Here is a 22980-nt window from a genome sequence, read left to right on the forward strand (position 1 = left end):
CGCCTTCGGCTGACCCGGCACCTCCGGCTAGCACCGCGCCTTCGGCTGACCCGGCACCTCCGGCTAGCACCGCGCCTTCGGCTGACCCGGCACCTCCGGCTAGCACCGCGCCTTCGGCTGACCCGGCACCTCCTGCTACCGCGCCGGCTCCGGATGGTGCGGAGCAAGCCTTCGCCGGTTATGACGGCGCTGGTGATTTTCTGGCCCGGCTGGCGTCGGGTGCCGCCCCGCGTGCCGTGTTGGCCAGCCACAAGTCCTACGGCCCTGCTTCGTGGACAGCCCAGGTAGCCCACGCCGTGGCGAGCGTACGGCAGAGCGGCCGCGGCGCCGTCGTCGTCGTTCCGGACGCCAAGGACCTGGCGCGGCTGGAAGCCGAATTGGAGCGCGTCCTTGGCGCGGACCAGTATGTCCGCCTGACCGCCGAGGACGGGCCGACGCCCCGCTACCGGAACTACCTGCGGTTGCTGCATGGCGACGTGTCGGTGGCCGTGGGGACGCGCTCGGCCGCCTTCGCTCCGGTGCAGGATCTGGGACTGGTGGCGATGTGGGACGACGGCGACGACCTGTTGCTGGAGCAGCGTTCCCCGTACCAGCATGCGCGCGAGGTGTTGTTGCTGCGCACGGCACAGGCCGGTTGCGCGGCCCTTTTCGCCGGGGTCTCGCGCAGCGGCGAAACACAGCGGTTGGTTGAGAGCGGCTGGGCGTCGGCGCTCACACCTGCCCGGCCGTTCTTGCGCCAGGCCACCCCGCGGATCCTCAACACCGCGGATTCGTTCCAACAGGAACGCGATCCCATGCTGCGCCACGCCCGTCTGCCGCATGCCGCGTGGCTTGCCGCCAAGGAAGGCCTGGAGCGCGGCCCGGTGCTGGTCCAGGTGGCGCGGACCGGCTTTTCACCTGCCCTTGCCTGCCAGGACTGCCGCGCGCCTGCCAGATGCACCGACTGTAATGGGCCTCTAGCGCAGCCGGGCCGGTCCGCGGCGCCGGCGTGCCGGTGGTGCGGCCGATTGGCCACGAACTACTCCTGCCCCGAATGCGGGTCCCACAGGCTCCGGGCCTCTGCGGTCGGCGCCCTGCGCACGGCGGAAGAACTGGGACGTGCGTTCCCAGGGGCGACGGTCGTGTCTTCCTCGGGGGAACACATCAAGTCCGTGGTCGAGTCACGTAAAGCCCTGGTGGTCGCAACACCGGGAGCCGAGCCGGTGGCGCCCGATGGGTACGCCGCGGCGTTGCTGCTGGATGGCAACGCCATGCTCAGCCGCGAGTCTCTGCGCACCCCCGAAGACGTGCTGCGCCGGTGGTTCCGCGCCGCGTCGTTGGTGCAGCCGTCGTCCGAAGGGGGGCTGGTGGTAGTCACCGCCGACCAAGACGCGGTTGTGGCGCCGTTGGTTCGGTGGGACCCAGCCGGCGCCGCAGCCCGGGAAATTCAGTTGCGGCGTGAGCTTCAGCTTCCCCCAGCCGTGAGGATCGCTGCCCTGACCGGGAAGCCCTCAGGCATTGAAGCCTTCATGGCGGACTTTGAGCTCAGCGGCAGCCTTCGAAGCGTCGGACCCGTTGAGCTTCCGGCCCGATCGGGGGAGAGCAGCGAGCACCGCCTGCTGCTGTTCTTCAGCTATCAGGACGGACCCCGCGTGACTGCCGCGCTTCGTCACCGCAAGGCCGCGCTGTCCGCCAAGCGGGTCCCCGACCCGGTGCAGGTGCGCTGCGACGGGACCGACCTGCTGTAACCTTCCGCACGCGCGGTCCGGCGCCGGGCGCGGGAGCAGGGGCTGCTTTTGTTTCCGCCGGCGGAGTGCCTGGTAGTGGTGGCGGGGTGGAGGTGTAGGTGTGGCCGGTGGGTGTAGTGGTTTCCACCGTGTGGTGTGGTCCGTCAAGGGTGCGGCTGGACCAGCCTTCGGCTTCCTTTGACTGGTTGCATTGTTCGCACAGTCCCTGGCCGTTGGCCATGGTCGTTTCACCGCCTTGCCTCCAGGGCACGATGTGGTCGATGTGCCGGATCGGGGCGTCGCACCAGGGCCTTGCGCAGACGGCGTCGCGGGCGTGGATCATCCGGCGCATCCCGTCGGGGAATCTCCGTGCGGCCGAGTCCATCCCCAGCAGCTGCCCGGTCCCCGGCGCGGTGTAGAGGCGGCGGACCCAGACGTCCTCCACGCTGGCCTGTTGCAACACCTTGGTGCGTTGGGCCTGCTCGCGGGCGGTCTTCCACCCCGGCTCGGTCCCGGCCGGCGGCGCCTGCTGCCCGGCCCCGCCCGGCGGGCTGCCATCGGCTGCCGGCGGTTGCGGCGGGCGGGTGAGGTTGCGGGCGTAACCGGCCGGGACGATGCCGTGCCCGGTCAGCCAGGCCGGCTCGGCCTCACCCCGGAGCAGGGCGCGGTCGGTCATCACCAACTGGATTTCCAGCCGGGCCGGGTCGGCGGTGCTGCGCCCGGTGACGCGTTCGAACACGGTATCGGCCATCAGCTGGCCCCGCGACCGGGGGTCGCCCGTGCTGCGCAGCCGGTCCGCTTCCTTGTGCAGGGCGGCCATCACCGCCACCCCCTGGACGACCGGCAGCAGGGTCCGGACCGAGACCATCGTGTCCGGTTCGGGCCGGGAGGACACATGCCGGTCCGCTTCGGCCTTCGCAGCCCGCTCCACCACCGAGCGGGGATCGAGCCGGTAGGCCAGGCGCTTGGCTTCGACCCGCAGCGCCCGGTTCCCGAGCCCGCGCAACCGCTCCCGGTTCCCGGCCAGTTCCCGGTCCACCCGGGCCCGGTGCTCCCGGGACAGGCAGCCGGTCTCCTGGGCCAGGATCTCGGCCCGGTATTCATTCAGGTGCCCTGCGGCGAGGGCGGCCAGGGTGTGCGGCATCTGTGCGACCAGGGTCCGGGAGAGGTTCAGCACGACCGAGGCACGGTGCGGGGACTCGCGCCTAGCCAACCCGATCTGGGCGGCCACCCCGGCGCCCTGCCGGTCTTTCGGGACCCCGGCGCAGGCACGGCGGGCACGCACCGATTCCTCCAACGCGACCTGCACCCTGGCCTGCGCGGCCGCCGCGGCAGCCTTCAAACCCTCCAACGCCGTAAGCTCCTCCACCAACTCCCGCTCCGACGCACCCACGTCGATGCCCTCGAGGGCGGCAGCCGCAGCCCGAACAGCGGCAGAATCCACCGGTGCCGAGTCCGGCCCAGCGTCCCGCCTCGAACCGCTGCCTGCAGGTGATACCGGGGCAAGCACTGCTGCGGCGGGAGGATCGGGTACGGCCGGATCAAACATCTCAGCGTCTCAATCTTCAGCATGCGTACTGCATGGCCTCGACTACGAACGGTCACGAACCCTGCACGGATCCGCAGACGCCGCCGGCAAACCCCAGAATCCGGCGGCCAACGATGGTGCACAACTGCTACTGAAAAAAGGCTATCGGCCGCCACTGACAGTTTCGGAGGGTGCGGCCTCCGCATGCGCATCCGCATCCGCCTCCGGTGACGCTGCCGGTGGCGGTGACGATGACAGCGATGGTGCAGGTGACGGCAGCACGGCAAACGGTGGAGTGGGCCCTGCTCGAAAGCGCCACATTGAAACGGAACTCCACCGTCAGCCGCAGCTCAACCCGCTCGCGCGGTGTGGGAAGAAGAAATGAGTCGACGTGTCGATCGGGCGCTTCAGGATCGACATCCAACGGCTCCTTCCCGCCTGCCGGCCACCAAACTACCGGGACCGGCCCCGCCGTCGTTCCAGCACTTCCTCGGCGGCGGCGACCAGCTGCTTGGCCGACTCGTTCCAGTCGTAGGCCGCCGCTCGACGGATGCTGGCCTCCGACGCCGCGCGGAAGGCACCGGGCTGGTCGAGCGCCGCCACCGCCGCTGCGAAGTCTGCGGGCTCGTCCGGGTCCACGAGCGTGACGGCGCCGCCACCGACCTCGCGGAAGATAGGAATATCGCTGGCGATCACCGGTGTGCCGGCTGCCATGGCCTCGATCAGCGGCAGGCCGAAGCCTTCGTCACGGGAGAGGGTGACCAGCGCCGTGGCCCGTCGCAGCAGCTGCTGATACCCGTCGTCGGAAATCCCGTTGTGGAAGACCAGCCGGCGAGGGTCGACGGCCCGCGCCTCCAGTTCGGCCTGCCGATCAGGACGCACCGGGCTGAGCAGATGGAGCCGGTAGTCCGGCAGCAGCGCCATGGCGTCAACGATGGTTTCAACGTTCTTGTACGGCATGAACGAGCCCATGTAGAGCAGCGTCTTGTCGCGGCCGCCGGCGGGATCACGCGGCGCTCCCTGCGGCTGGGCGGCGTTGGAAACAATCCGGATCGGCCTGCGGGTGAGCCGGTGACGTTCCATCAGCGCCTGCGTGGTGTGGCTGATGGTGGCCACCGTGTCCGCACGGTTCAACAGCAGGCGCTGCGGCCAGTAGGCCTTGTGGTAGAGCCGCCACAGCCACTGCACCGGCTTCGGCAGGAAGCCCGGCGGTTTGGGGTGGGAGTAGTAGATCAGGTCGTGCAGCGTCAGGATAAGCCCGTATCTGCGGCCGAAACTGCCCATGGTCTGCATCGGGCAGACGACGACGTCGGCGCCCAGCTTGTTCACGCGGCGCGCCACGAAGAGTTCGGCGGGGGAGAGGGGACTGCTGATCTTGACCCAGGGCACGTCGGGCAGGAACTGCAGCTGCCGCTCGTCGTTGATCAGCATGCTCACGTCCGCCAGCCTGGACGCGGCCTCGATGAGGCTGGCGCCGTAGCGGCTGATGCCGTCCAGCTGGTCGGTTCGGGTGAACCGGGCGTCAATCAGGAGTTTCATGCACTCATTCCGTCGATGAAGTCCCGGATGAAGGCGGCCGCCGCTGCCGGGGTTTCGTAATGGATCAAATGCCCGACGGCGGGGATCACTTCCAGCCGGGAGTCCGGGATCATCGCCGCGAGCCTGCGCTGGCTGGCCACGGAACCGATGTCGTCCCGTTCGCCGGCGATCAGGAGGACCGGAAGCTCCAGCAGGCCGGCTACCTGCGCGACGTCGGCGGAGATGGAGGCCCGGAAGGCCTCCAGCACCACCCGGCGGTTCGCGAAGGCGCTGAAGTAGGCGTCGTGCTGCCCGTGGATGTAGGAACGCAGCTGCGGGTCGCGGGTCTTCGCCATCATGATGCTCATGCCCCGGACGATCAGCCGGTGGCGCAGCAGCCAGAGACCCAGCCGCTCGGGCAGCTTTGCCCCGGCGAAGTAGTAGAACCCGGCGAGCCGGGAGGGGATCGCCTTGGGTCCCTGCAGCGCGGGTTCGCTGATCGGGTTGACCAGGACGGCGGCCCGGAAGCTGCCCGGATGCGCCGCCAGGTAGTGGCCCACCACGATGGACCCGAAGGAGTGTCCCATGACGTAGGTGTCCGGGCCCAGCTTGAGTTCGCCGGCCAGGGCGTGCAGGAACCGGGTGTAACCCTCGATCCCGTGGCTGCCGGCAGTAAGCGGCTCCGATTCGCCGAAGCCGGGAAGGTCGGGGGCGATCACCCGGTAACCGGGCAGCCGGCCCACCACGAGTTCCAACCCGTGGTGATCACCGCGGAAGCCGTGGATGACCAGGAGGGTGGGCGCGCCGTCGTCGTCCGCGGGATATTCCCAGTAGCGCACCCGGGCGCCGTCGAGCAGAAGTTCGCGGCGCACCGCACGGTCGGCAACGGCGGTCACGCCGGGGTCCTTCCTGATTTCATGCCTTCGACTCTACCGACCTGCGGGCGCGTTGCCGCGCAGCGCGGCCAATGTTGCCCAGGGCCGACGACGGCGACCGCCGCGGGAGCGGCACAGGTGAGGGCACAGCCGGGGGCCGGCATCGGACAGGCGCGGGGCGCAGATACGGAGGCAGGCGCCGGCTGGCACACGCCGCAAGCGGGCCGCACGGCGGACGACGGCGAGGGCGCGCTCGATTGACGCTGCCGTGCGCCGCCGGTTAGGTTCAACAGCAGCCGGGCACCGAGGCCCGGATCGGAGCGTGGAGGACACAGATGGCGGAGTTCGTGCTGGCGATCGACCAAGGGACCACCTCCACGCGCGCGATTATTTTCGACCACGCCGGGACGCCGGTCTCCACCGGCCAGCGCGAGCACCGGCAGATCTTCCCGCAGCCGGGCTGGGTGGAACATGACCCGCTGGAAATCTGGGACAACACCCGCGAGGTGGTGGGCACGGCGCTGTCCCGGGCCAGCCTGACCCGGCACGACATCGCCGCCGTCGGCATCACCAACCAGCGCGAAACCACGGTGGTGTGGGAGAAGAGCACGGGCCGGCCGGTGTACAACGCGATCGTCTGGCAGGACGTTCGCACGCAGCAGATCTGCGATCAACTGGCCGCCGAGGGCGGCGTGGACCGCTTCCGGGAGCAGACCGGACTGCCGCTCGCGCCCTACTTCGCCGGCACCAAGCTGGCCTGGATCCTGCGCAACGTGGACGGGGCGCGGGAACGGGCCGAGGCCGGCGAGCTGCTGTTCGGCACCACCGACAGCTGGGTGCTGTGGAACCTGACCGGCGGGCCGGGCGGCGGCACGCACGCCACCGACGTGACCAACGCCTCCCGCACCCTGTTCATGGACCTGCGCACGCTCCAATGGGACCGGGAGATCCTGGACGCCTTCGGCGTGCCGGCCGCCATGCTGCCGGAGATCCGCTCCTCGTCCGAGCCCTATGCGACCGTGCACGGCTCGCAGCTGCTGCGGCACGTCCCGGTCGCGGGCATCCTCGGCGACCAGCAGGCGGCCACGTTCGGGCAGGCGGCCTTCAACCCCGGCGAGGCCAAGAACACGTACGGCACCGGGTGCTTCGTGCTGGTCAACACGGGCGAGGAGATCGTCAGGTCATCGCACGGCCTGCTGACGTCCGTGGGCTACCAGTTGGGCAAGGCGGCGCCGCACTATGTGCTGGAGGGGTCGATCGCCGTCGCAGGGTCGCTGATCCAGTGGCTGCGCGACAACCTGGGCCTGGTCTCATCCGCCCAAGAGGCGGAGCAACTGGCGGGCACGGTCGAGGACACCGGTGGCTGCTACTTCGTGCCCGCCTTCTCGGGCCTGTTCGCCCCGTACTGGCGGCAGGACGCCCGCGGCGCCCTGGTCGGCCTGACCCGCTTTGTGACCAAGGCGCACATTGCCCGGGCCGCGCTGGAGGCCACGGCCTTCCAGACCCGGGAGGTCCTGGACGCGGTGAACGCGGACGCCGCGGTGCCGCTGACCGGCCTCAAGGTCGACGGCGGGATGGTCGCCAACGACGCGCTGATGCAGTTCCAGGCGGACATCCTGGGCGTTCCCGTGAGGCGGCCGCGGGTCACCGAGACCACGGCGCTGGGAGCGGCCTACGCCGCGGGCCTCGCCGTCGGATTCTGGGAGGACACGGACCAGCTGGCCCGGAACTGGATGCAGGACAAGGTGTGGGAGCCGCAGATGCCTGCGGAAGAGCGGGAACGCAGGCTGCGTTTGTGGAAGAAAGCGGTCACCCGGACCTTCGACTGGGTCGACGACGATGTCCTGTGAACGTGCGGTAAAGTGGTCCCATGTTCGCACTGCTCCTTAGCTAGCCGCTGCCGCGGGGCCCAGGCCCTGCTTCAGCGGCCCGCCCCTCCGATGCCGAGGGGCTTTTGTGTGTCTAGGGGAGTCAGGCCAGTGCGCAGTACAGACAAAAGGACGAGGCAAGCACAGTGAGTACGCAGCCGGGAACGGAACAGCACGAGTACAGTTTCTCCGCCATGGAGGCCAAGTGGCCGGCCGTGTGGGAGGAACTTGATGTCTTCGCTCCCGCCGACGACGGTTCCCGCGAACGCCGCTACGTGCTGGACATGTTCCCCTACCCCTCCGGCGACCTGCACATGGGCCACGCCGAAGCCTTCGCCATGGGCGACGTGGTGGCCCGCTACTGGCGGCTGAAGGGCTACGACGTCCTGCACCCGATCGGCTGGGACTCCTTCGGCCTGCCGGCCGAGAACGCCGCGATCAAGCGCAACGCCCACCCCAGCGAGTGGACCTACGCCAACATCGACACCCAGGCGGCGTCCTTCAAGCGCTACGCGATCAGCGCCGACTGGTCGCGCCGGCTGCACACCTCCGACCCGGAGTACTACCGCTGGACCCAGTGGCTGTTCCTGCGGTTCTACGAGCGCGGCCTGGCCTACCGCAAGAACTCCCCGGTCAACTGGTGCCCGAAGGACCTGACCGTCCTGGCCAACGAACAGGTGGTCAACGGGGCATGCGAACGCTGCGGCACGCCCGTGACCAAGAAGAGCTTGAACCAGTGGTACTTCAAGATCACCGATTACGCCGACCGCCTGCTGGACGACATGGACGAGCTCAAGGGCCACTGGCCGGAGCGCGTGCTGGCGATGCAGCGGAACTGGATCGGCCGCTCCGAGGGCGCGCACGTCCGTTTCACGGTGGAGGAAGCGGGCGGACGCCCGGCCCAGGATGTCACGGTTTTCACCACCCGCCCGGACACCCTGAACGGCGCCACCTTCTTCGTGGTCGCGGCCGACGCGCACCTGGCGCTGGACCTGGTGGCCCCGGAACACCACGATGCCCTGATGGCCTACCGGGAGCAGATCAAGGCACTCTCCGACATCGAGCGCCAGTCGACCGAACGCGAGAAGACCGGGGTGTTCCTAGGCCGCTACGCGGTCAACCCGCTCAACGGCGAAAAGCTGCCGGTCTGGGCCGCCGACTACGTGCTGGCCGACTACGGGACCGGCGCCATCATGGCCGTGCCGGCGCACGACCAGCGCGACCTCGACTTCGCGAAGGCCTTCGACCTGCCGGTCCGCGCCGTCGTCGACACCGGGGAAGGGGATCCGGCCGAGACCGGGATCGCCACCAGCGGCGAAGGCACCCTGATCAATTCCGGCGAGCTGGACGGCCTGTCCAAGACCGAAGCCATCGCCCGCGCCATCGACCTGGTGGAGGCGGCGGGCACCGGCGAGAAGACCGTGAACTTCCGGCTGCGCGACTGGCTGCTGTCCCGGCAGCGGTTCTGGGGCGCGCCGATCCCGATCGTCCACTGCGACGAGTGCGGCGAGGTCCCGGTTCCCGATGACCAGCTGCCCGTGCGGCTGCCCGACGACCTGCGCGGCGAAGCCCTGTCGCCCAAGGGCACCTCGCCGTTGGCCTCGGCCGCGGACTGGGTCAACACCGACTGCCCGAACTGCGGCAAGGCCGCCCGCCGGGACACCGACACCATGGACACGTTCGTGGATTCGTCCTGGTACTATCTGCGCTTCGCCTCGCCGGACTACGCTGAGGGCCCGTTCGAGAAGGACGCCGCAGCCCGCTGGCTGCCGGTGGACCAGTACGTCGGCGGCGTCGAGCACGCCATCCTGCATCTGCTCTACAGCCGGTTCTTCACCAAGGTGCTCAAGGACATGGGCCTGATCGATTTCGACGAGCCGTTCCGTGCGCTGCTGAACCAGGGCCAGGTGCTCAACGGCGGCAAGGCGATGAGCAAGTCGCTGGGCAACGGCGTGGACCTGGGCGAGCAGCTGGACAAGTTCGGCGTGGACGCCGTGCGCCTGACCATGATCTTCGCCTCGCCGCCCGAAGACGACGTGGACTGGGCGGACGTCTCTCCCTCCGGCTCGGCCAAGTTCCTGGCCCGCGCCTGGCGGCTGGGACAGGACGTCGCCTCCGCTCCGGGCACGGAGTACGACGACGGCGACCGCGCCCTGCGCTCGGTCACCCACCGGACCGTTGCCGACGCGGCGGAACTGCTCGATGCCGGCAAGTTCAACGTGGTCATAGCCCGGCTGATGGAGCTGGTCAACGCCACCCGCAAGGCCATCGACGCCGGACCCGGTGCCACCGACCCGGCCGTCCGCGAGGCCACCGAGGCCGTGGCCATCATCCTGAGCCTGTTTGCCCCCTACACCGCGGAGGACCTCTGGGCCCGGCTGGGCCACGAACCGTCCGTGGTCAAGGCGTCCTGGCCGGCCGTAGACCAGTCCCTGCTGGTGCAGGACACCGTGACGGCCGTGGTGCAGGTAGCCGGGAAGGTGCGCGACCGGCTGGAGGTGGCAGCCGACGTCGACGCGGACGAGCTGGAGAAGCTCGCCCTGGCCTCGCCGCAGATCATCCGGACCCTTGACGGCCGCGGAGTGCGCAAGGTGATTGTGCGCGCGCCGAAGCTGGTCAACATCGTGCCGGCCTGACCGGCGGCCCGGCCCCGATGAATTGGCTCGAGCACCTCGTACAGCGGTCCAGGCAGCTGCTGCACCAGCAGCAGGCGCCTGCCCGGCCCGGGCAGGCGTCGCGGCACCGGGTCGCCGTCGTCACGGATTCGGCGGCTTCGCTGCCCGCGGACTGGGTCAACCAGCCGGACACCGCGGACTGGCTGCGGGTGGTGCCGATGCCGGTCATGATCTCCGGGCAGATTTACGGGGAAGGCGTCGACGACGTCGCGTCCGCCCTGGCGGTCGGGCTCGCCGAGGGGCGCGACATCAAGACGTCGCGGCCGTCCCCGGGGCTGCTGGAGCGGACCTACCGGGAGCTCGAAGACCTGGGCTTCGACGCGATCGTCTCCATCCACCTCTCGGCCGAGCTTTCCGGCACAATCGAAGCGGCGGGCCTGGCGGCCGACGGCGTGGGCATCCCGGTGGAAGTGGTGGACACGCGCAGCGCCGCGTTGGGTGAGGGATTCGCCGTCATTGACGCCGTCATCGCCGCGCAGAGCGGTCTCGACCGGCAGGCCGTGACGGAGCGGGCCAAGGCGGCCGCCGTGTGTTCGGACGTCTTCTTCTACGTGCCCAGCCTGGACCAGCTGCGCCGCGGCGGCCGGATTTCCGCGGCCTCCGGCCTGCTCGGCTCCCTGTTGGCGATCAAGCCGCTGCTGGCCATCCGCGACGGTGCCATCCTGCCGCTGGAGAAGGTGCGGACCGCCGCCCGCGCCCAGGCCCGGCTGCAGCAGCTGGTGGTGCGCCGGATCGAGGAACTCGACTACGAACCCCGGGTTGCGGTGCATTACTTCGGCAACGAAACCGAGAGCCGGGCCATCGCGGAAACCCTGCAGCAGTACCTGAGCGACGAGGTGCTGCTGACCCCGGTTCCCTCGGTCCTGGCCGCCCACACCGGCCTGGGCGTCGTCGCGGTGGTCGTCGGTCCGCCGACGCCGCCCCTGGACTAGTCGTTCCGGGGAACAACCTTTTGCTTACCTGCGGCACAACTCTCATATCGATACTCGTGTGCCAGTAATTCCAAAGGTGAAGGAACGACAATGAAACATGGCCGCGCCCGAAGTATGGACACGCGCTCCGAAAAGCAAACTGGAGCGCATCTCTGATCACGCCATGTGGTGGCTGCCCATGGTGGCTTTGCTGCCTGCAAATATGCTGCTGCCGAATGCGGACCTGGGCGCCCGGATCCTCGCCAGCCTCGGGGTAGTCATCCTCGTCGAAGCCCTGCTGCTCGCCGGTGTGAGACGCGACAAACGCAAGCGTCTGATCGTGGATATCGAAGAACGCGGGATCATTGATTGCCTCCTCCGGTACCCCAACGCTGTGCCCGGGTCACTGCGCGACCGCTGGGCACCCGGGTCGGCTCAGCTCAAACCAGGCACCATCGTGTTCAGAGAGCGCAACGTCATCGAACCCTTTGGCCTGGACCAGGCTATCGGAGCCCCCCGAATCCTCCATGTCCAGCCACTCCCCGAGCAACGGGTGCCGCCTCCGCATACGCGAAAGGAGCTCCGAAGGGACCAGCGCGTGGTCAGTATCCGAACGAGCGACGGTGAAGTGGAAGTGGCAGCTGATGAGATGAGCCTCAACTCCTTGCACCGGCTCGTCTACGGAACAAACGATGGCGATTGAACGCTCACAACCGTGGTCGAGGCACGCCGGGCGAAGCCGGCGGTGATGCCAGGCCTAAGCGAGCTGCTCCAGTTTGTAGGTAGCCATGACGGGGCCATCATCTCTAACAGGTACCGGGAAATTTGTTGCTCAACGCGACACCAGCTTCAGGAGTACCTAGGCCCGGGCTTTACTGCGACCGAGCGCCGGCCGGCCCACGCTGCCATCAACAGCCCTGCCAGCACCGCCGCGCCGGCGAAGCCCCGCGGCGAAGCCCATCCGAGCTCCGGCAGCGTCAGCGCCACTGCAACGACCGCGCAGGAGAGCAGGAACTCGACGGCGGCTCGCAGGAGCCGCTGCCTGTAAGCAGGCGACGCGATGAAGTGTGCCAGCGGTACTACCGGCACGATGGCGAGTAGGGCGGTACCGAGAAACGGGTAGAGCCCGTAAAAGACGAAGAACAGCGACGACGCCGCCAGGAGCACCACGAAAAGTGCCAGCTTTGCCGCCCGCTGCGTCCCGCCGTAATCGTCCCAGCGCCGGCAGACGATGGCCCAGGCCGGCAGGCCCAGCAACCAAAGCCCGCCCCAGTAGCCGGTGCCCAGCACCCACAGCGCCACCATCAACAAACCGGGCAGAACGAATGCCAAGACGCGGCCCCAAGTGACATCTCTGCGACCAGGACCGTAAATGAACAGCCCAATCACTGCGTACACGATCAAATACCCAGGCAACAGCTCAGCATCGGGCCGGGTCGCCAGCTCAAGGAGGAGGAACAGCATGCCAATGGCTGCGACAGCCACAGCGGCCACTACCCAGGGGCGGCCTGGAGCCGCCACATCGTCAAGCCACGCCCGCCGATGCATCAGGGTTTCCATGCCTGCAGTATTGCAGAGCGGGCGGTAGATACCCCGCCCGCTCTGCCGCCCATCCTGCACGCCGCACATCAGGACGCGGCAGCATGCGGGTGTTCGCAGGATTGATCAGAAGTCTCGAACGTGGAAGACAGACTTGAGGTTCAACTGGCGCCGGGGCTGGCTTTCTTTGAGGTTGTCGATTAGAACCGATGCTCCAACCCACGTCGCGCCGATTTCGTGGGTGAGTCGTTGGAGCGCCAAGAGTTGACCGCCTGTATCGACCAAATCGTCCACGGCAAGGACGCGGTCTCCGGATCTGATGAGGCCTTTGGGGAGCCCAAGTTGAAGGTGGCGGTCTTTATAGTCGGGCTGGCTCGTGACTGTGACCCAGGGATCGCTGTCGAAGGTTGGGGCTGCGTCTTTTGGCACTGGACAGAACCCGACGCCCAGAGTCGACGCAGTCAGTGCCCCTGTCAGGTACCCGCTGGCGGACGGGCCAATGACAACGGTGGGAGCGGCTGCGCGGAAAGGTTCGGCGAGCAGTTCGCCTATGCCGGCCAAAACCTCTGGCTCCCGCCACCAACTAAAAAGATTGAAGTAGTTTTGGTTGATTGAGCGGGTCGTTTTCCACTCGAATAGCTCCGCCATACGCTGTCGGAGTGCTCTAGGTTTCGCGGCCATGGGCTGAATCCTAATATCCAAGACCGTTTCGCAGGCATCCCCATGCCTAGCTGGAACCATGCCACCAGTGGGAGTGCGAAAGCGCTGAGAATGCCCCGTTGCTTGGCCTGCCGCCGCGGTCCCTTGGGGACTTCGGAACGAATCCGGGGGCTTGTTATCTTGGGTAACCTCCTGCTTCACGCCCGAAGTCGACGGGCTACGGCCAGTATGTCCGCTATTTTCGGTCCGTGCGGGGCGCGAATAAGCGTCGAAAACCTTTGAGCGGCGTAGGCCGGGAAGCTCGCTCTTCATAGTGCCCCCGAAGATCCTGCAGAAGGTTTTCGTATTCGGTCCGCTCAAAGGTGAAGGACTGGCTCGGGAAGATCCAAGGCTCGTCGTCAGCGGCCTGCCAGCCGAATCTCTGCCATGTGATTGTCTGGGGCGTCTGCGACAGTTCCATGCTTACCGTGCCGCACCATAGATCGCCGCAGACCGGACAGAGCAGGAGCGCAATACGCCCGTCGTCGAAGTCACCCGGCATATGTCCCAGCAGTCGGTCTAAGTACTCCAATGCAGCCTTAGTGGCCGACCGTCAACCAGGAATCCGAGGAAGTCCAGCGGGTGCTCTCGTCCTGTGGGAAATTCCGTGTAGTGCGAGGTAGCAGTTTCGACACTTAGTCGGTGGCGATCGTTTCCCATGCACTCAGTATTGCTGGAGATTTGATTGTCCATGCAGATTTCTGATTTCTTCCGAACAGACAATACGCGTCAAGAGGTACATGCGTGTCTCGTGGGTCAAACAGGGGGGGGAAGCAGAGACTAGCGGGCGTCGGTGTCAGGACAGGCGTCCCCGCGGAGGTGTCCGGACCGCAGCGGCCATCCTGAAGCTGCGTATTCCTTTCCTCCACAGACGGCGCCGCCGGAGCCGCTGTCCACGACAGTTTGCTGCACGGCGGGGCCGCAGCACCGCCGACCTAGTGTTGCCGCATGGGCCGACACCGCTGGCTTCCGGCAGCCGCCCGCGGCGGCATCGCGTCGCGGTCGCGGCGAACTCCGCGCTTCCGCGTAGCCCTCGGGGCAGCGTTCGTGGTGGCCGGGCTGTGCCTGGGCTACGGACTTGTTTCGCTGGCCACGGCTGATGTGAGCCGCTCGGCTGCTCCCATCCTGGAGAGCATTCCGCTGACGTCCGACCGGGCTGCCGGCCCGGCTGTCGACGAAGAAACGAAAGGGACGCCGCCAGCAGCGCCCTCTGCTGCCGGCGAGGACGGTACGGAGACCGCGGATGAACCGTCAGGCGACGGCCCCGGCCTCATCGTCCATGTGGCCGGGGCCGTCGCCTCGCCGGGGATCGTCCGGCTGGCCGACGGCTCTAGGGTGTTCGAGGCCATTGACGCTGCCGGGGGTGCGACGAAGAAGGCTCGGCTTGAGGCGTTGAACCTGGCGGCGATGTTGACCGACGGACAGCAGGTCTTCGTGCCCTCGCCGGATGCGCCGGGACCGCCGCAACAGGCGGACGGGTCGGGAGGCGGCGGCGGTGCCGGCGGATCCGGCGGCGGCGCCGAGGAGCCAGGCGGGGGCGGCGCCGCGGGCGGTCCGGCTGCCAAGATCAACATCAATACGGCGACGGCCGAGGAGCTCCTCGAACTGCCCCGGGTCGGACCGGTTCTTGCCGCGCGGATTGTCGAGTTCCGCGAGCAGCACGGCCCGTACGGGCAGCCGTCGGATCTTGATGCAGTGCCCGGCATCGGGCCGGTCATGCTGGAGGCGCTGGTGGAACTGGTGTCGGTATGAGCCGGCCGCCGCGCTGGCAGCGGTACGCGGATGCGGCCCGACGTCCGAACGTCGTGGCGCCGGACCAGAATGAGTTGGGTCAGCCGCCCAGACGGCGCAGCGACCTGGGCCGGTGGTTGCTGCGGCACCTCAAGCCGGATCCCGCGGCCGCTGAGGCCGCCGCGACGGAGGCCCGAGGCCGGCGCCTGGATCTTCGCCTGGGGCTCGCGGTGGTGGCATGTTGGGCAGCTGCCTTGGCCCTGCCGCACGCGCCGCCGGGGGTGGCCCTGCTGTTTGCGGGTGTGCTCTTGGGAACCGCCTGTGCAGCGACCGCCCGTTTGCTGTTACCGCTGCGGCCGGCCCGGCTCCTGCCTCGTCCAGCCACCAGGTTGGGACGCCATCTTCGGCCCCGGCCGCGGGAAGACCCGCCCCAGCCACGGCCCCCACGGCAGGGAAGCCGGCACCACCCGCAGGCCCGGCAGCAGGGGAGCGGAGCTCACCCACGCGACCGGCCTCGGCGCGGCCGCCGCGGCGCGGGAGGCATCGCCGTCGTCATTGTGCTGTGCAGCTGCACCGGGCTGCTGGCCCTGACGGTGGGGCTGCAGCAGGCGGAGCGGCTGGCGGGCCCGATCGGGACGGCCATCACCGGCGAGCAGACCATCACCGCCCGCCTGGTGGCCACTGGGGACGCTGCCGAAGTGAAGGCGCCGCGGCAGTTTGGGAGCGGCCCGCGTTTCCACCTGACCGCCACCATCGTCGAGGCCACGGCCGGCCGCGTGCGGTTCGAGGCCGACACGCCGGTGCTGGTCCTCGGTGGGCCGGAGTGGTCCCACGTGCGGTTCGGCGAGCGGCTGCGGACCTCAGGCAAGCTCGTCCGGGCAGACCCGGGCCAGGCCGTCGACGCCCTGCTGATCGCATCCACTGCCCCGTCGGAGCGCTCGGCGCCACCCCTGGACGCGTGGGTCTCGGGCCTGCGCGTCCAGTTCGTGGCGGCGCTGGCCGGATTGCCGCCCGACGCCCGGGGGCTCCTTCCCGGGATGGTGCTGGGGGACAAGGAACACCAGGGTACGGACCTCGAGGAGGCCATGCGGCGTACCGGGCTGACGCACCTTCTCACCGTCAGCGGCGCCAATGTTTCCTACGTGTTGGCCTTCATCTACCTCCTCGGATCGGCAATCAGGCTGCCCCGGTGGGCGAAGGCGGCTGCCGGCCTTGTTGGTCTCGCCGGATTCGTGCTGCTGGTCCGGCCGGAGCCCAGTGTGCTGCGGGCGGCGGTGATGGGCTCGCTGGGAGTAATTGCGGTACTGAGCGGGCGGCGCAGGGCAGCGCTGCCCTTCCTGGCCGTTGCGGTGCTGGTGTTGCTGATCGTGGATCCGTGGTTGGCCGCCAGTTACAGCTTCGTGCTCTCGGTGTTGGCCACCCTCTCCCTCGTGCTGCTGGGGACCGCGTGTTCCCGCCGGCTGCAGCGCTTCCTGCCGGTCCCGCTGGCACACGCGGTCGCCATGCCGCTGGCCGCGCAGGTCTTCTGTGCCCCGGTCATTGTCCAGCTCCAGCCCGAACTGGCCTTGTATGCTGTCCCCGCCAATGTGGCTGCGGGACCGCTGATTCCTTTCATCACGGTTGCCGGAATGATAGGGACGGGGCTGCTGCCGCTGTTTCCCGGACCGGGCGCGGCCATGCTGCATGCCGCGGGCTGGATGACCTTGTGGATCGCAGGCGTCGCGCGATGGTTCTCCGAATTGCCCATGGCCGCGCTGCCGTGGGCGGGTGGCCCGCTCGGTGCAGCCGGAGCGGCAGGTGCCGGTTTGGCGCTCCTGTGGGGATTGCGGGCCGCGGACAGGCGGCGGGATTCGCAGGAGAAGCATCTTGGGTCCGACGACGAGGGCGGGTCGGAGTTGCAGGGGCGCGGCGTCGCTTCCGGCATGCGCGCTGCGTTGTTCAAGCTGGTCTGCTGGACGGCCCTCCCAGGGCTCGCGGCAGGGGCGCTGGCGGGTGCACTGCTGCGGCCGGCACCGGCGGGGGAGTGGGACGTGGCGGCCTGCGACGTCGGACAGGGTGATGGGTTGGTCGTGCGGACAGGCGAGGGCAGCGCGATCGTGGTGGATACCGGACCCGACCCGGAGGCGATGGACCGGTGCCTTGACGGACTCGGCGTGAAGCGGCTCGACCTGCTGGTGCTGACTCACATGCACCTGGACCACTACGGCGGACTCGCGGGAGCCGTGGCGGGACGGCAAACAGCGCGGGTTCTGTACTCGAGCGCCGAGGCAGCGCCACCGGCTTCCGTGCTGGCCTCGCTTGAAGAGCGGCGGCTTCAGGCAGAGCGTGCCTTCGCGGGCCTTTCCGGCTCGTCCGGAGCAGTTGCCTGGGCGGTGCACTGGCCGGTGGAGGGCAGCGCCGGCCTGTCCGAAAACGACGCGAGCCTCGTCATCGACATCACCCTGCCCTCTCCTGCCGGCGGATCGACGCGGATGCTGCTGACCGGTGATTTGGAGGAGGAGCAACTGCCGGCCCTGATGCGCCGGTTGGGCCCGGACTTCCCCGTCGACGTGCTCAAGGTCAGCCATCACGGCGCACGGAACGGGGGAACGGCGCTCATCACGGCCCTGCGGCCCGCGGCGGCCCTGATCTCCGTGGGCGCCGGCAACCAGTACGGCCATCCGGCGGATGAAATCCTGGCGGCGCTTCAGGCGGCCGGCACGCACGTCCTCAGGACCGACGAGCTGGGAACGGTCTTCGTGGACGTCGGTGACCGGGAATTGTCCGTCCGCGCCAACCGCTAGCCGGGCAGCGGAGACCCGAGCCGACGCGTATGGGTGACCTGAGCCCGCGAGGTAGCGGAGACCGAGCGAGGCGGCAGCGGGGACTGCTTTGGGCAAAAGGCCCGGATCGTGAAACTCTGGACCTGAACAAGGAGGAACCTGCCGTGAACCCGCCACCCGGATCCCGCTCTTCGGCTGCCAAGAAGAGCGCCGTCACCGTCTCCTGGCGTGACGTCGAGCCGGCCGCCGTCGTGCTCGTCAGCGGTCCGGAAGAGTACCTGGCCCACCGGGCCAAGGAACGCGTCCGGGGCCTCCTGCGTGGCCGGCACCCGGACCTCGAGCTGGTCCAGCTCGATGCCTCCGCCTACACCACCGGCGAGCTCACCATGCTGGCCAGCCCCAGCCTCTTCGGAGAAGCGAAACTAATCGAGGCGTCGTCGTTGGCGCAGATGAACGACGAGTTCCTCACGGACCTGCTGGCGTATGTGGCGGCACCGGCCGAGGACGTCTGGCTCGTCCTGCACCACGGAGGCGGGACCCGCGGAAAGAAACTGCTGGACGCCGTCAAAGCTTCGGGCGCCCCCGTGGTCGACTGCCAGGCCATGAAAAAGGACTCCGAAAAACTGGACTTCGTCAGGCAGGAGTTCAAGTCGGCCCGCCGGGCCATCGAACCCGCCGCGGCTCAGGCCCTGGTGGCCGCCGTCGGCTCGTCGCTCCCGGACCTGGCTGCCGCCTGCTCCCAATTGATCTCCGACGCCGACAGTGCGGTCACCGAAGAAACGGTCGAGAAGTACTACGGCGGGCGGGTCGAAGCCACCGGCTTCAAGGTCGCGGATGCGGCCGTTTCCGGCCGCGGCGCGGCGGCCCTGTCATCCCTCCGGCACGCACTGGCCACCGGGGTGGATCCCGTGCCGATCGTCGCCGTGCTGGCCCTGAAGCTGCGCCAGATTGCCAAGGTCAAAAGCGCATCGGCCAACGCACGCGACCTGGGCATGGCGCCGTGGCAGTTCGACCAGGCCCGCCGGGACGCGCGGCTGTGGGAATCAGATGCTTTGGCCCGCTGCATCCAGGTTTTGGCCGAGACCGACGCCCAGGTCAAAGGCGAGGGCCGCGACCCGGAATATGCCGTGGAGCGGGCCGTCACCTTGATCGCCACCAGCGCGCGCCGCTGAACCTCAGGCGCCGCTGGCGTTTCCGCCGTGTCCCCGGACCCGGCTGCCCATGTAGCCGCCGAGGAAACCTCCGGCGATCGCAACGGCAGAGCCTGCCCGCGCCAAGCCGATCCCCAGCCCCTGACGTCCCCTCCGGCGGGCCAGCCACGAGCCGGCGAATACCAGGGTGGCTGCCGTGGCTGCCGCTGAATGCAAAACGCCGATGCGCCGCGTGGCCGGGTCCGCGGTGGTCCACTCGGCCAGGCCGGCCACTGCGGTGGGTAGGGCGGCCAGCACACCCAGACCGACCAGACGGCGGGCAGCCCGGCGTTCTCCTCCATCGTCGTCAAACAAGTCGAGGAACACGGCCATGAACCAGGCACCGAACGGCGCGTCGGTCAGGACCGCGTGCGGAGGGATGGCTGTGTCCACCCCACTGAAGAACCGCCTGAAGGCCGGCTTCCCGACCAAGGGAGCGCCCAGCCCGCCCAGCACCCTGACCGCCCCGTCCAGGGCGGGTGAACGCCCCATCCGGTCGACTAAACGCAAGTAAGCATTCGCGCCGTTCATTTCGCCCGCCCCATCCCGCCCAAGCTACCGGCCCGCGCCGCCCCCAGCGCCCCGCGGGAGAAAACCCGCCCAACGGGACACAACCAAAGGTACCCTCCGGGCAGGCCGCCGTCTGCAGCCGGATGCACAAAAGCCGGAGGCCGCCTCCCCAGACGGGTGGCGGCCTCCGGCCTTGGCTTGGGTCGGCCTCTCGGCCGGAACGCGCTGCTTAGAGCGCGTTGACCTTCTTTGCCAGCGAAGACTTGTGGTTCGCGGCGTTGTTCTTGTGGATGACACCCTTGCTGACGGCCTTGTCGAGCTTCCGGCTCGCGGCGACCAGGGCGGTGGCGGCGGCGTCCTGGTCGGCAGACTGGACGGCACCGGTCACGGCGCGGATGGCGGTCTTCAGCTCGGACCGAACCGAGATGTTGCGCTGGCGTGCCTTCTCGTTGGTGAGGATGCGCTTCTTCTGGGACTTGATATTGGCCACGAAATAACTCTCTTTGTTGAGGAACTTGGTCTTTTGAGGGCAGTCGGTCCGGTCATTGACTGAGCGGCGTGGGGTACCGTAATGGCAACCGGCCCGAGGTGCCCGTCGACCTGCGCGGACACACAGCTATAAATGTTAGCAGATCCGTGCTCAGGGCGGCGGATCTGAGCGCGACCGACACGCCGCGCCCCGGCGGCGGGCCTGCGGGCGGCCGACACGCCGGGACCGGGCCGCAGCCGAGCCCGGGACTGCGATCCGACCCTCCGATCAGCTCCAGCCGCGGCGGCGCATGGCCCGGGCAACTTCGTCGAACGAGGCCCGCGGCAGCACCGCTCCTTCGCGCCGGACCCGATCCGGCTCTAGTTGCAGCACGCGGTCGAGCTTGACTTCACTCGGGCGGCCCCGGACGTCCCAGGGGCCCGAGCCCAGGTCGAGGTAGTCGCCGTCGCGCCGGCCGTCGTTGTTCCGGTCCCGCGTGGTCAACATGAGCGCCAGCAAACGGCCGCGGTGGTAGCCGATGACCAGGACGGGCCGGTCCTTGCCCCGCGTGTAGTCCTCCTCGTACGGCACCCACGTCCAGACAATCTCGCCCGGATCCGGCGCGCCGTCGGCCTCGGGGGAGTAGCTGATGGTCCCCGTGCCCCGGTAGTCGCCCGGATACCCCGAGCCCGGACCGGATTCCGCACCCCGGCGCCCGGCCACGCCCCCGGGAGGCTGGCCCTGCCTGCCGGCCACCGGACCGCGTCCTTGGGTGGAACCTCCGGAGTGTCCGGCACCGGACAGCCCGCGGACGGCCCGCACGGCGGAACGAAGCAGACGGTTGAGGCCGCGCTGGGAAAATGCCATGGCTCTAGGCTACCGACGGCGGCACGGCCGCGATATCGGCGGGGCTGCCGAATCAGCACCACAGGCGAGATCGGCGGGTCCAGCGATCCGGCACCCGCGCGGTCCCGGCAGGCACGCCCCCGGGTGCGCGGATCGCGGGCAGGCGTGGGACACTTATAGTTGAGCAAATTCAGCGTGCTGGTCGACCCGGCCGCATTGCCGTAGCCCGCTTGTCTGAGAGTAAGGAACCATCTGTGTCACCGATGGCCCGCACCGCGCCGGTGCCTGCCGCCACCGATCCGGCGATCATCAGGAACTTTTGCATCATCGCCCATATCGACCACGGCAAGTCCACTCTTGCCGACCGGATGCTCCAGCTCACCGGCGTGGTCCAGCCGCGCGATATGAAGGCCCAGTACCTGGACCGGATGGACATCGAGCGGGAACGCGGCATCACCATCAAGTCCCAGGCCGTGCGCATGCCGTGGGAGCTTGACGACGTCAGTTACGCCCTGAACATGATCGACACCCCGGGCCACGTGGACTTCACCTATGAAGTTTCCCGTTCGCTGGCAGCCTGCGAAGGCGCGGTCCTGCTGGTGGACGCGGCCCAGGGCATCGAGGCCCAGACACTGGCCAACCTCTACCTGGCGATGGAGAACGACCTCACCATCATCCCGGTCCTGAACAAGATCGACCTCCCGGCCGCGCAGCCGGAAAAGTACGCGGCCGAGCTGGCCAACCTGATCGGCGGCGATCCCGAAGACGTGCTGAAGGTCTCTGGCAAGACCGGCGTGGGCGTCGAAGCGTTGCTGGACAAGATCGTGCGCGACCTGCCGGCCCCCACGGGCGACGCGGACGCACCGGCCCGCGCGATGATCTTCGACTCGGTCTACGACACCTACCGCGGTGTGGTCACGTATGTCCGGGTGGTCGACGGAAAGCTCTCGCCGCGCGAACGCATCCAGATGATGTCTACCCGGGCCAGCCACGAACTGCTCGAAATCGGAGTCAGCTCGCCCGAGCCAACGCCGTCCAACGGCCTGGGCGTCGGCGAGGTCGGCTACCTGATCACCGGCGTGAAGGACGTCCGCCAGTCCAAGGTTGGCGACACCGTCACCAACCTGCTCAAGCCGGCGGCGGAGTCCCTGGGCGGCTACGCAGACCCCAAGCCCATGGTCTTTTCCGGGCTCTACCCGATCGACGGCACGGACTACCCGGTACTGCGCGACGCGCTGGACAAGCTCAAGCTCAACGACGCGGCACTGATCTACGAGCCGGAGACCTCCGCAGCCCTCGGCTTCGGCTTCCGAGTCGGCTTCCTCGGGCTGCTGCACCTGGAAATCACCCGGGAACGGCTCGAGGCCGAGTTCAACCTGGACCTGATCTCCACCGCCCCCAACGTGGTCTATGAGGTCACGCTGGAGGACAAGAAGGTCCTGACGGTCACCAACCCGAGCGAATATCCGGACGGGAAGGTTTCCGAGGTCCGCGAGCCGATGGTCTCCGCGACCATCCTCGCGCCCAACGAGTTCGTCGGCACCATCATGGAGCTCTGCCAAGGCCGCCGCGGCGAGATGAAGGGGATGGATTACCTCTCCGAGGACCGCGTGGAGCTGCGCTACCGGCTGCCGCTGGCGGAAATCGTCTTCGACTTCTTCGACAACCTCAAGTCGCGCACCCGCGGCTACGCATCGCTGGACTGGAAGGCCGACGGCGAACAGGTGGCCGATCTGGTCAAGGTGGACATCCTGCTGCAGGGCGAACAGGTCGACGCGTTCAGCGCCATCACGCACCGCGAGAAGGCCTACAGCTACGGCGTCATGATGACCTCCAAGCTGCGCGAACTCATCCCGCGCCAGCAGTTCGAGGTGCCCATCCAGGCCGCCATCGGTTCCCGTATCATCGCGCGCGAAAACATCCGCGCCATCCGCAAGGACGTGCTGGCCAAGTGCTACGGCGGCGACATCTCCCGTAAGCGGAAGCTGCTGGAGAAGCAGAAGGAAGGCAAGAAGCGGATGAAGATGGTCGGCCGCGTGGAGGTCCCGCAGGAGGCCTTCATCGCCGCACTGTCATCGGATGACTCCAAGGACAAGGCAAAGAAGTAGCTCTGCAGTGCTTGTGACCACAACGACGACGGCGGAGGCGCGCCT

17 protein-coding genes are annotated in these 22980 nt (G+C 68.5%); 9 read left to right on the forward strand and 8 right to left on the reverse strand.

The features are described from left to right. Positions 1–296 precede the first annotated feature (296 nt). On the forward strand, positions 297–1727 hold the full coding sequence (locus tag AC5RUH_RS02645) for a primosomal protein N' (RefSeq protein WP_494075009.1): 1431 nt from the start codon (positions 297–299) through the stop codon (positions 1725–1727). Here the strand turns inward: AC5RUH_RS02645 and AC5RUH_RS02650 are convergent. From AC5RUH_RS02650 to AC5RUH_RS02660, 3 genes are all read right to left on the reverse strand, one after another. Next, positions 1609–3150 (reverse strand): HNH endonuclease, encoded by a 1542-nt coding sequence (locus AC5RUH_RS02650; RefSeq protein ID WP_494075010.1) that lies wholly within the window; start codon positions 3148–3150, stop codon positions 1609–1611. The genes AC5RUH_RS02645 and AC5RUH_RS02650 overlap by 119 nt on opposite strands. A gap of 537 nt (positions 3151–3687) precedes the next feature. Continuing rightward, positions 3688–4773 carry a glycosyltransferase family 4 protein gene (locus AC5RUH_RS02655; RefSeq protein WP_494023038.1) on the reverse strand — a complete coding sequence of 362 codons (1086 nt, stop codon included), beginning with the start codon at positions 4771–4773 and terminating at the stop codon, positions 3688–3690. Next, complete coding sequence (locus AC5RUH_RS02660; RefSeq protein ID WP_494075011.1) at positions 4770–5648, reverse strand: alpha/beta fold hydrolase; 879 nt, start codon at positions 5646–5648, stop codon at positions 4770–4772. The genes AC5RUH_RS02655 and AC5RUH_RS02660 overlap by 4 nt, the downstream gene beginning before the upstream one ends. Positions 5649–5962: 314 nt before the next feature. Between AC5RUH_RS02660 and glpK the strand changes: the two genes are divergently transcribed. From glpK to AC5RUH_RS02680, 4 genes are all read left to right on the forward strand, one after another. Then, a complete protein-coding gene (gene glpK / locus AC5RUH_RS02665; RefSeq protein WP_494075012.1) occupies positions 5963–7477 on the forward strand; it encodes a glycerol kinase GlpK in 1515 nt (504 codons plus the stop codon). Positions 7478–7641: 164 nt separating this feature from the next. Continuing rightward, positions 7642–10131, forward strand: a complete 2490-nt coding sequence (gene leuS, locus AC5RUH_RS02670; protein WP_494075013.1) for a leucine--tRNA ligase — start codon at positions 7642–7644, stop codon at positions 10129–10131. Positions 10132–10148: 17 nt separating this feature from the next. Continuing rightward, positions 10149–11102, forward strand: a complete 954-nt coding sequence (locus tag AC5RUH_RS02675) for a DegV family protein (protein ID WP_494075014.1) — start codon at positions 10149–10151, stop codon at positions 11100–11102. 97 nt (positions 11103–11199) lie between these two features. After that, positions 11200–11784 carry a hypothetical protein gene (locus tag AC5RUH_RS02680; RefSeq protein ID WP_494023043.1) on the forward strand — a complete coding sequence of 195 codons (585 nt, stop codon included), beginning with the start codon at positions 11200–11202 and terminating at the stop codon, positions 11782–11784. A 146-nt stretch (positions 11785–11930) separates the two neighbouring features. Here AC5RUH_RS02680 and AC5RUH_RS02685 read toward each other — a convergent pair whose 3' ends face one another. Both AC5RUH_RS02685 and AC5RUH_RS02690 read right to left on the reverse strand, forming a co-directional pair. Continuing rightward, the gene (locus AC5RUH_RS02685) at positions 11931–12641 is read right to left on the reverse strand and encodes a hypothetical protein (RefSeq protein ID WP_494075015.1); all 711 of its coding nucleotides are present in this window, start codon (positions 12639–12641) and stop codon (positions 11931–11933) included. 105 nt (positions 12642–12746) lie between these two features. Beyond that, on the reverse strand, positions 12747–13301 hold the full coding sequence (locus AC5RUH_RS02690) for a phosphoribosyltransferase family protein (RefSeq protein WP_494014032.1): 555 nt from the start codon (positions 13299–13301) through the stop codon (positions 12747–12749). A 966-nt stretch (positions 13302–14267) separates the two neighbouring features. Between AC5RUH_RS02690 and AC5RUH_RS02695 the strand changes: the two genes are divergently transcribed. The 3 genes from AC5RUH_RS02695 to holA all read left to right on the forward strand — a co-directional run bounded on the left by AC5RUH_RS02695 (position 14268) and on the right by holA (position 18984). After that, positions 14268–15071 (forward strand): ComEA family DNA-binding protein, encoded by an 804-nt coding sequence (locus AC5RUH_RS02695; protein ID WP_494075016.1) that lies wholly within the window; start codon positions 14268–14270, stop codon positions 15069–15071. 536 nt (positions 15072–15607) lie between these two features. Next, positions 15608–17833 (forward strand): ComEC/Rec2 family competence protein, encoded by a 2226-nt coding sequence (locus AC5RUH_RS02700; RefSeq protein WP_494127851.1) that lies wholly within the window; start codon positions 15608–15610, stop codon positions 17831–17833. 143 nt (positions 17834–17976) lie between these two features. Further along, complete coding sequence (gene holA / locus AC5RUH_RS02705; protein ID WP_494075018.1) at positions 17977–18984, forward strand: DNA polymerase III subunit delta; 1008 nt, start codon at positions 17977–17979, stop codon at positions 18982–18984. A gap of 3 nt (positions 18985–18987) precedes the next feature. On the opposite strand, the gene AC5RUH_RS02710 is transcribed toward holA, so the two are convergent. The 3 genes from AC5RUH_RS02710 to AC5RUH_RS02720 form a co-directional block, all read right to left on the reverse strand. Continuing rightward, entirely contained in the window at positions 18988–19494 is a 507-nt protein-coding gene (locus AC5RUH_RS02710) for a DUF2231 domain-containing protein (RefSeq protein WP_494075019.1), read from the reverse strand. A gap of 247 nt (positions 19495–19741) precedes the next feature. After that, the gene (rpsT, locus tag AC5RUH_RS02715) at positions 19742–20002 is read right to left on the reverse strand and encodes a 30S ribosomal protein S20 (protein ID WP_493978395.1); all 261 of its coding nucleotides are present in this window, start codon (positions 20000–20002) and stop codon (positions 19742–19744) included. Between the two features lie 267 nt (positions 20003–20269). After that, positions 20270–20848, reverse strand: a complete 579-nt coding sequence (locus tag AC5RUH_RS02720) for a type II toxin-antitoxin system PemK/MazF family toxin (RefSeq protein ID WP_494075020.1) — start codon at positions 20846–20848, stop codon at positions 20270–20272. Positions 20849–21081: 233 nt separating this feature from the next. Between AC5RUH_RS02720 and lepA the strand changes: the two genes are divergently transcribed. Continuing rightward, positions 21082–22935 carry a translation elongation factor 4 gene (lepA, locus tag AC5RUH_RS02725; protein ID WP_493999775.1) on the forward strand — a complete coding sequence of 618 codons (1854 nt, stop codon included), beginning with the start codon at positions 21082–21084 and terminating at the stop codon, positions 22933–22935. Positions 22936–22980 lie beyond the last annotated feature (45 nt).

The sequence above is a fragment of the Arthrobacter sp. Y3223166 genome, assembly GCF_059090935.1.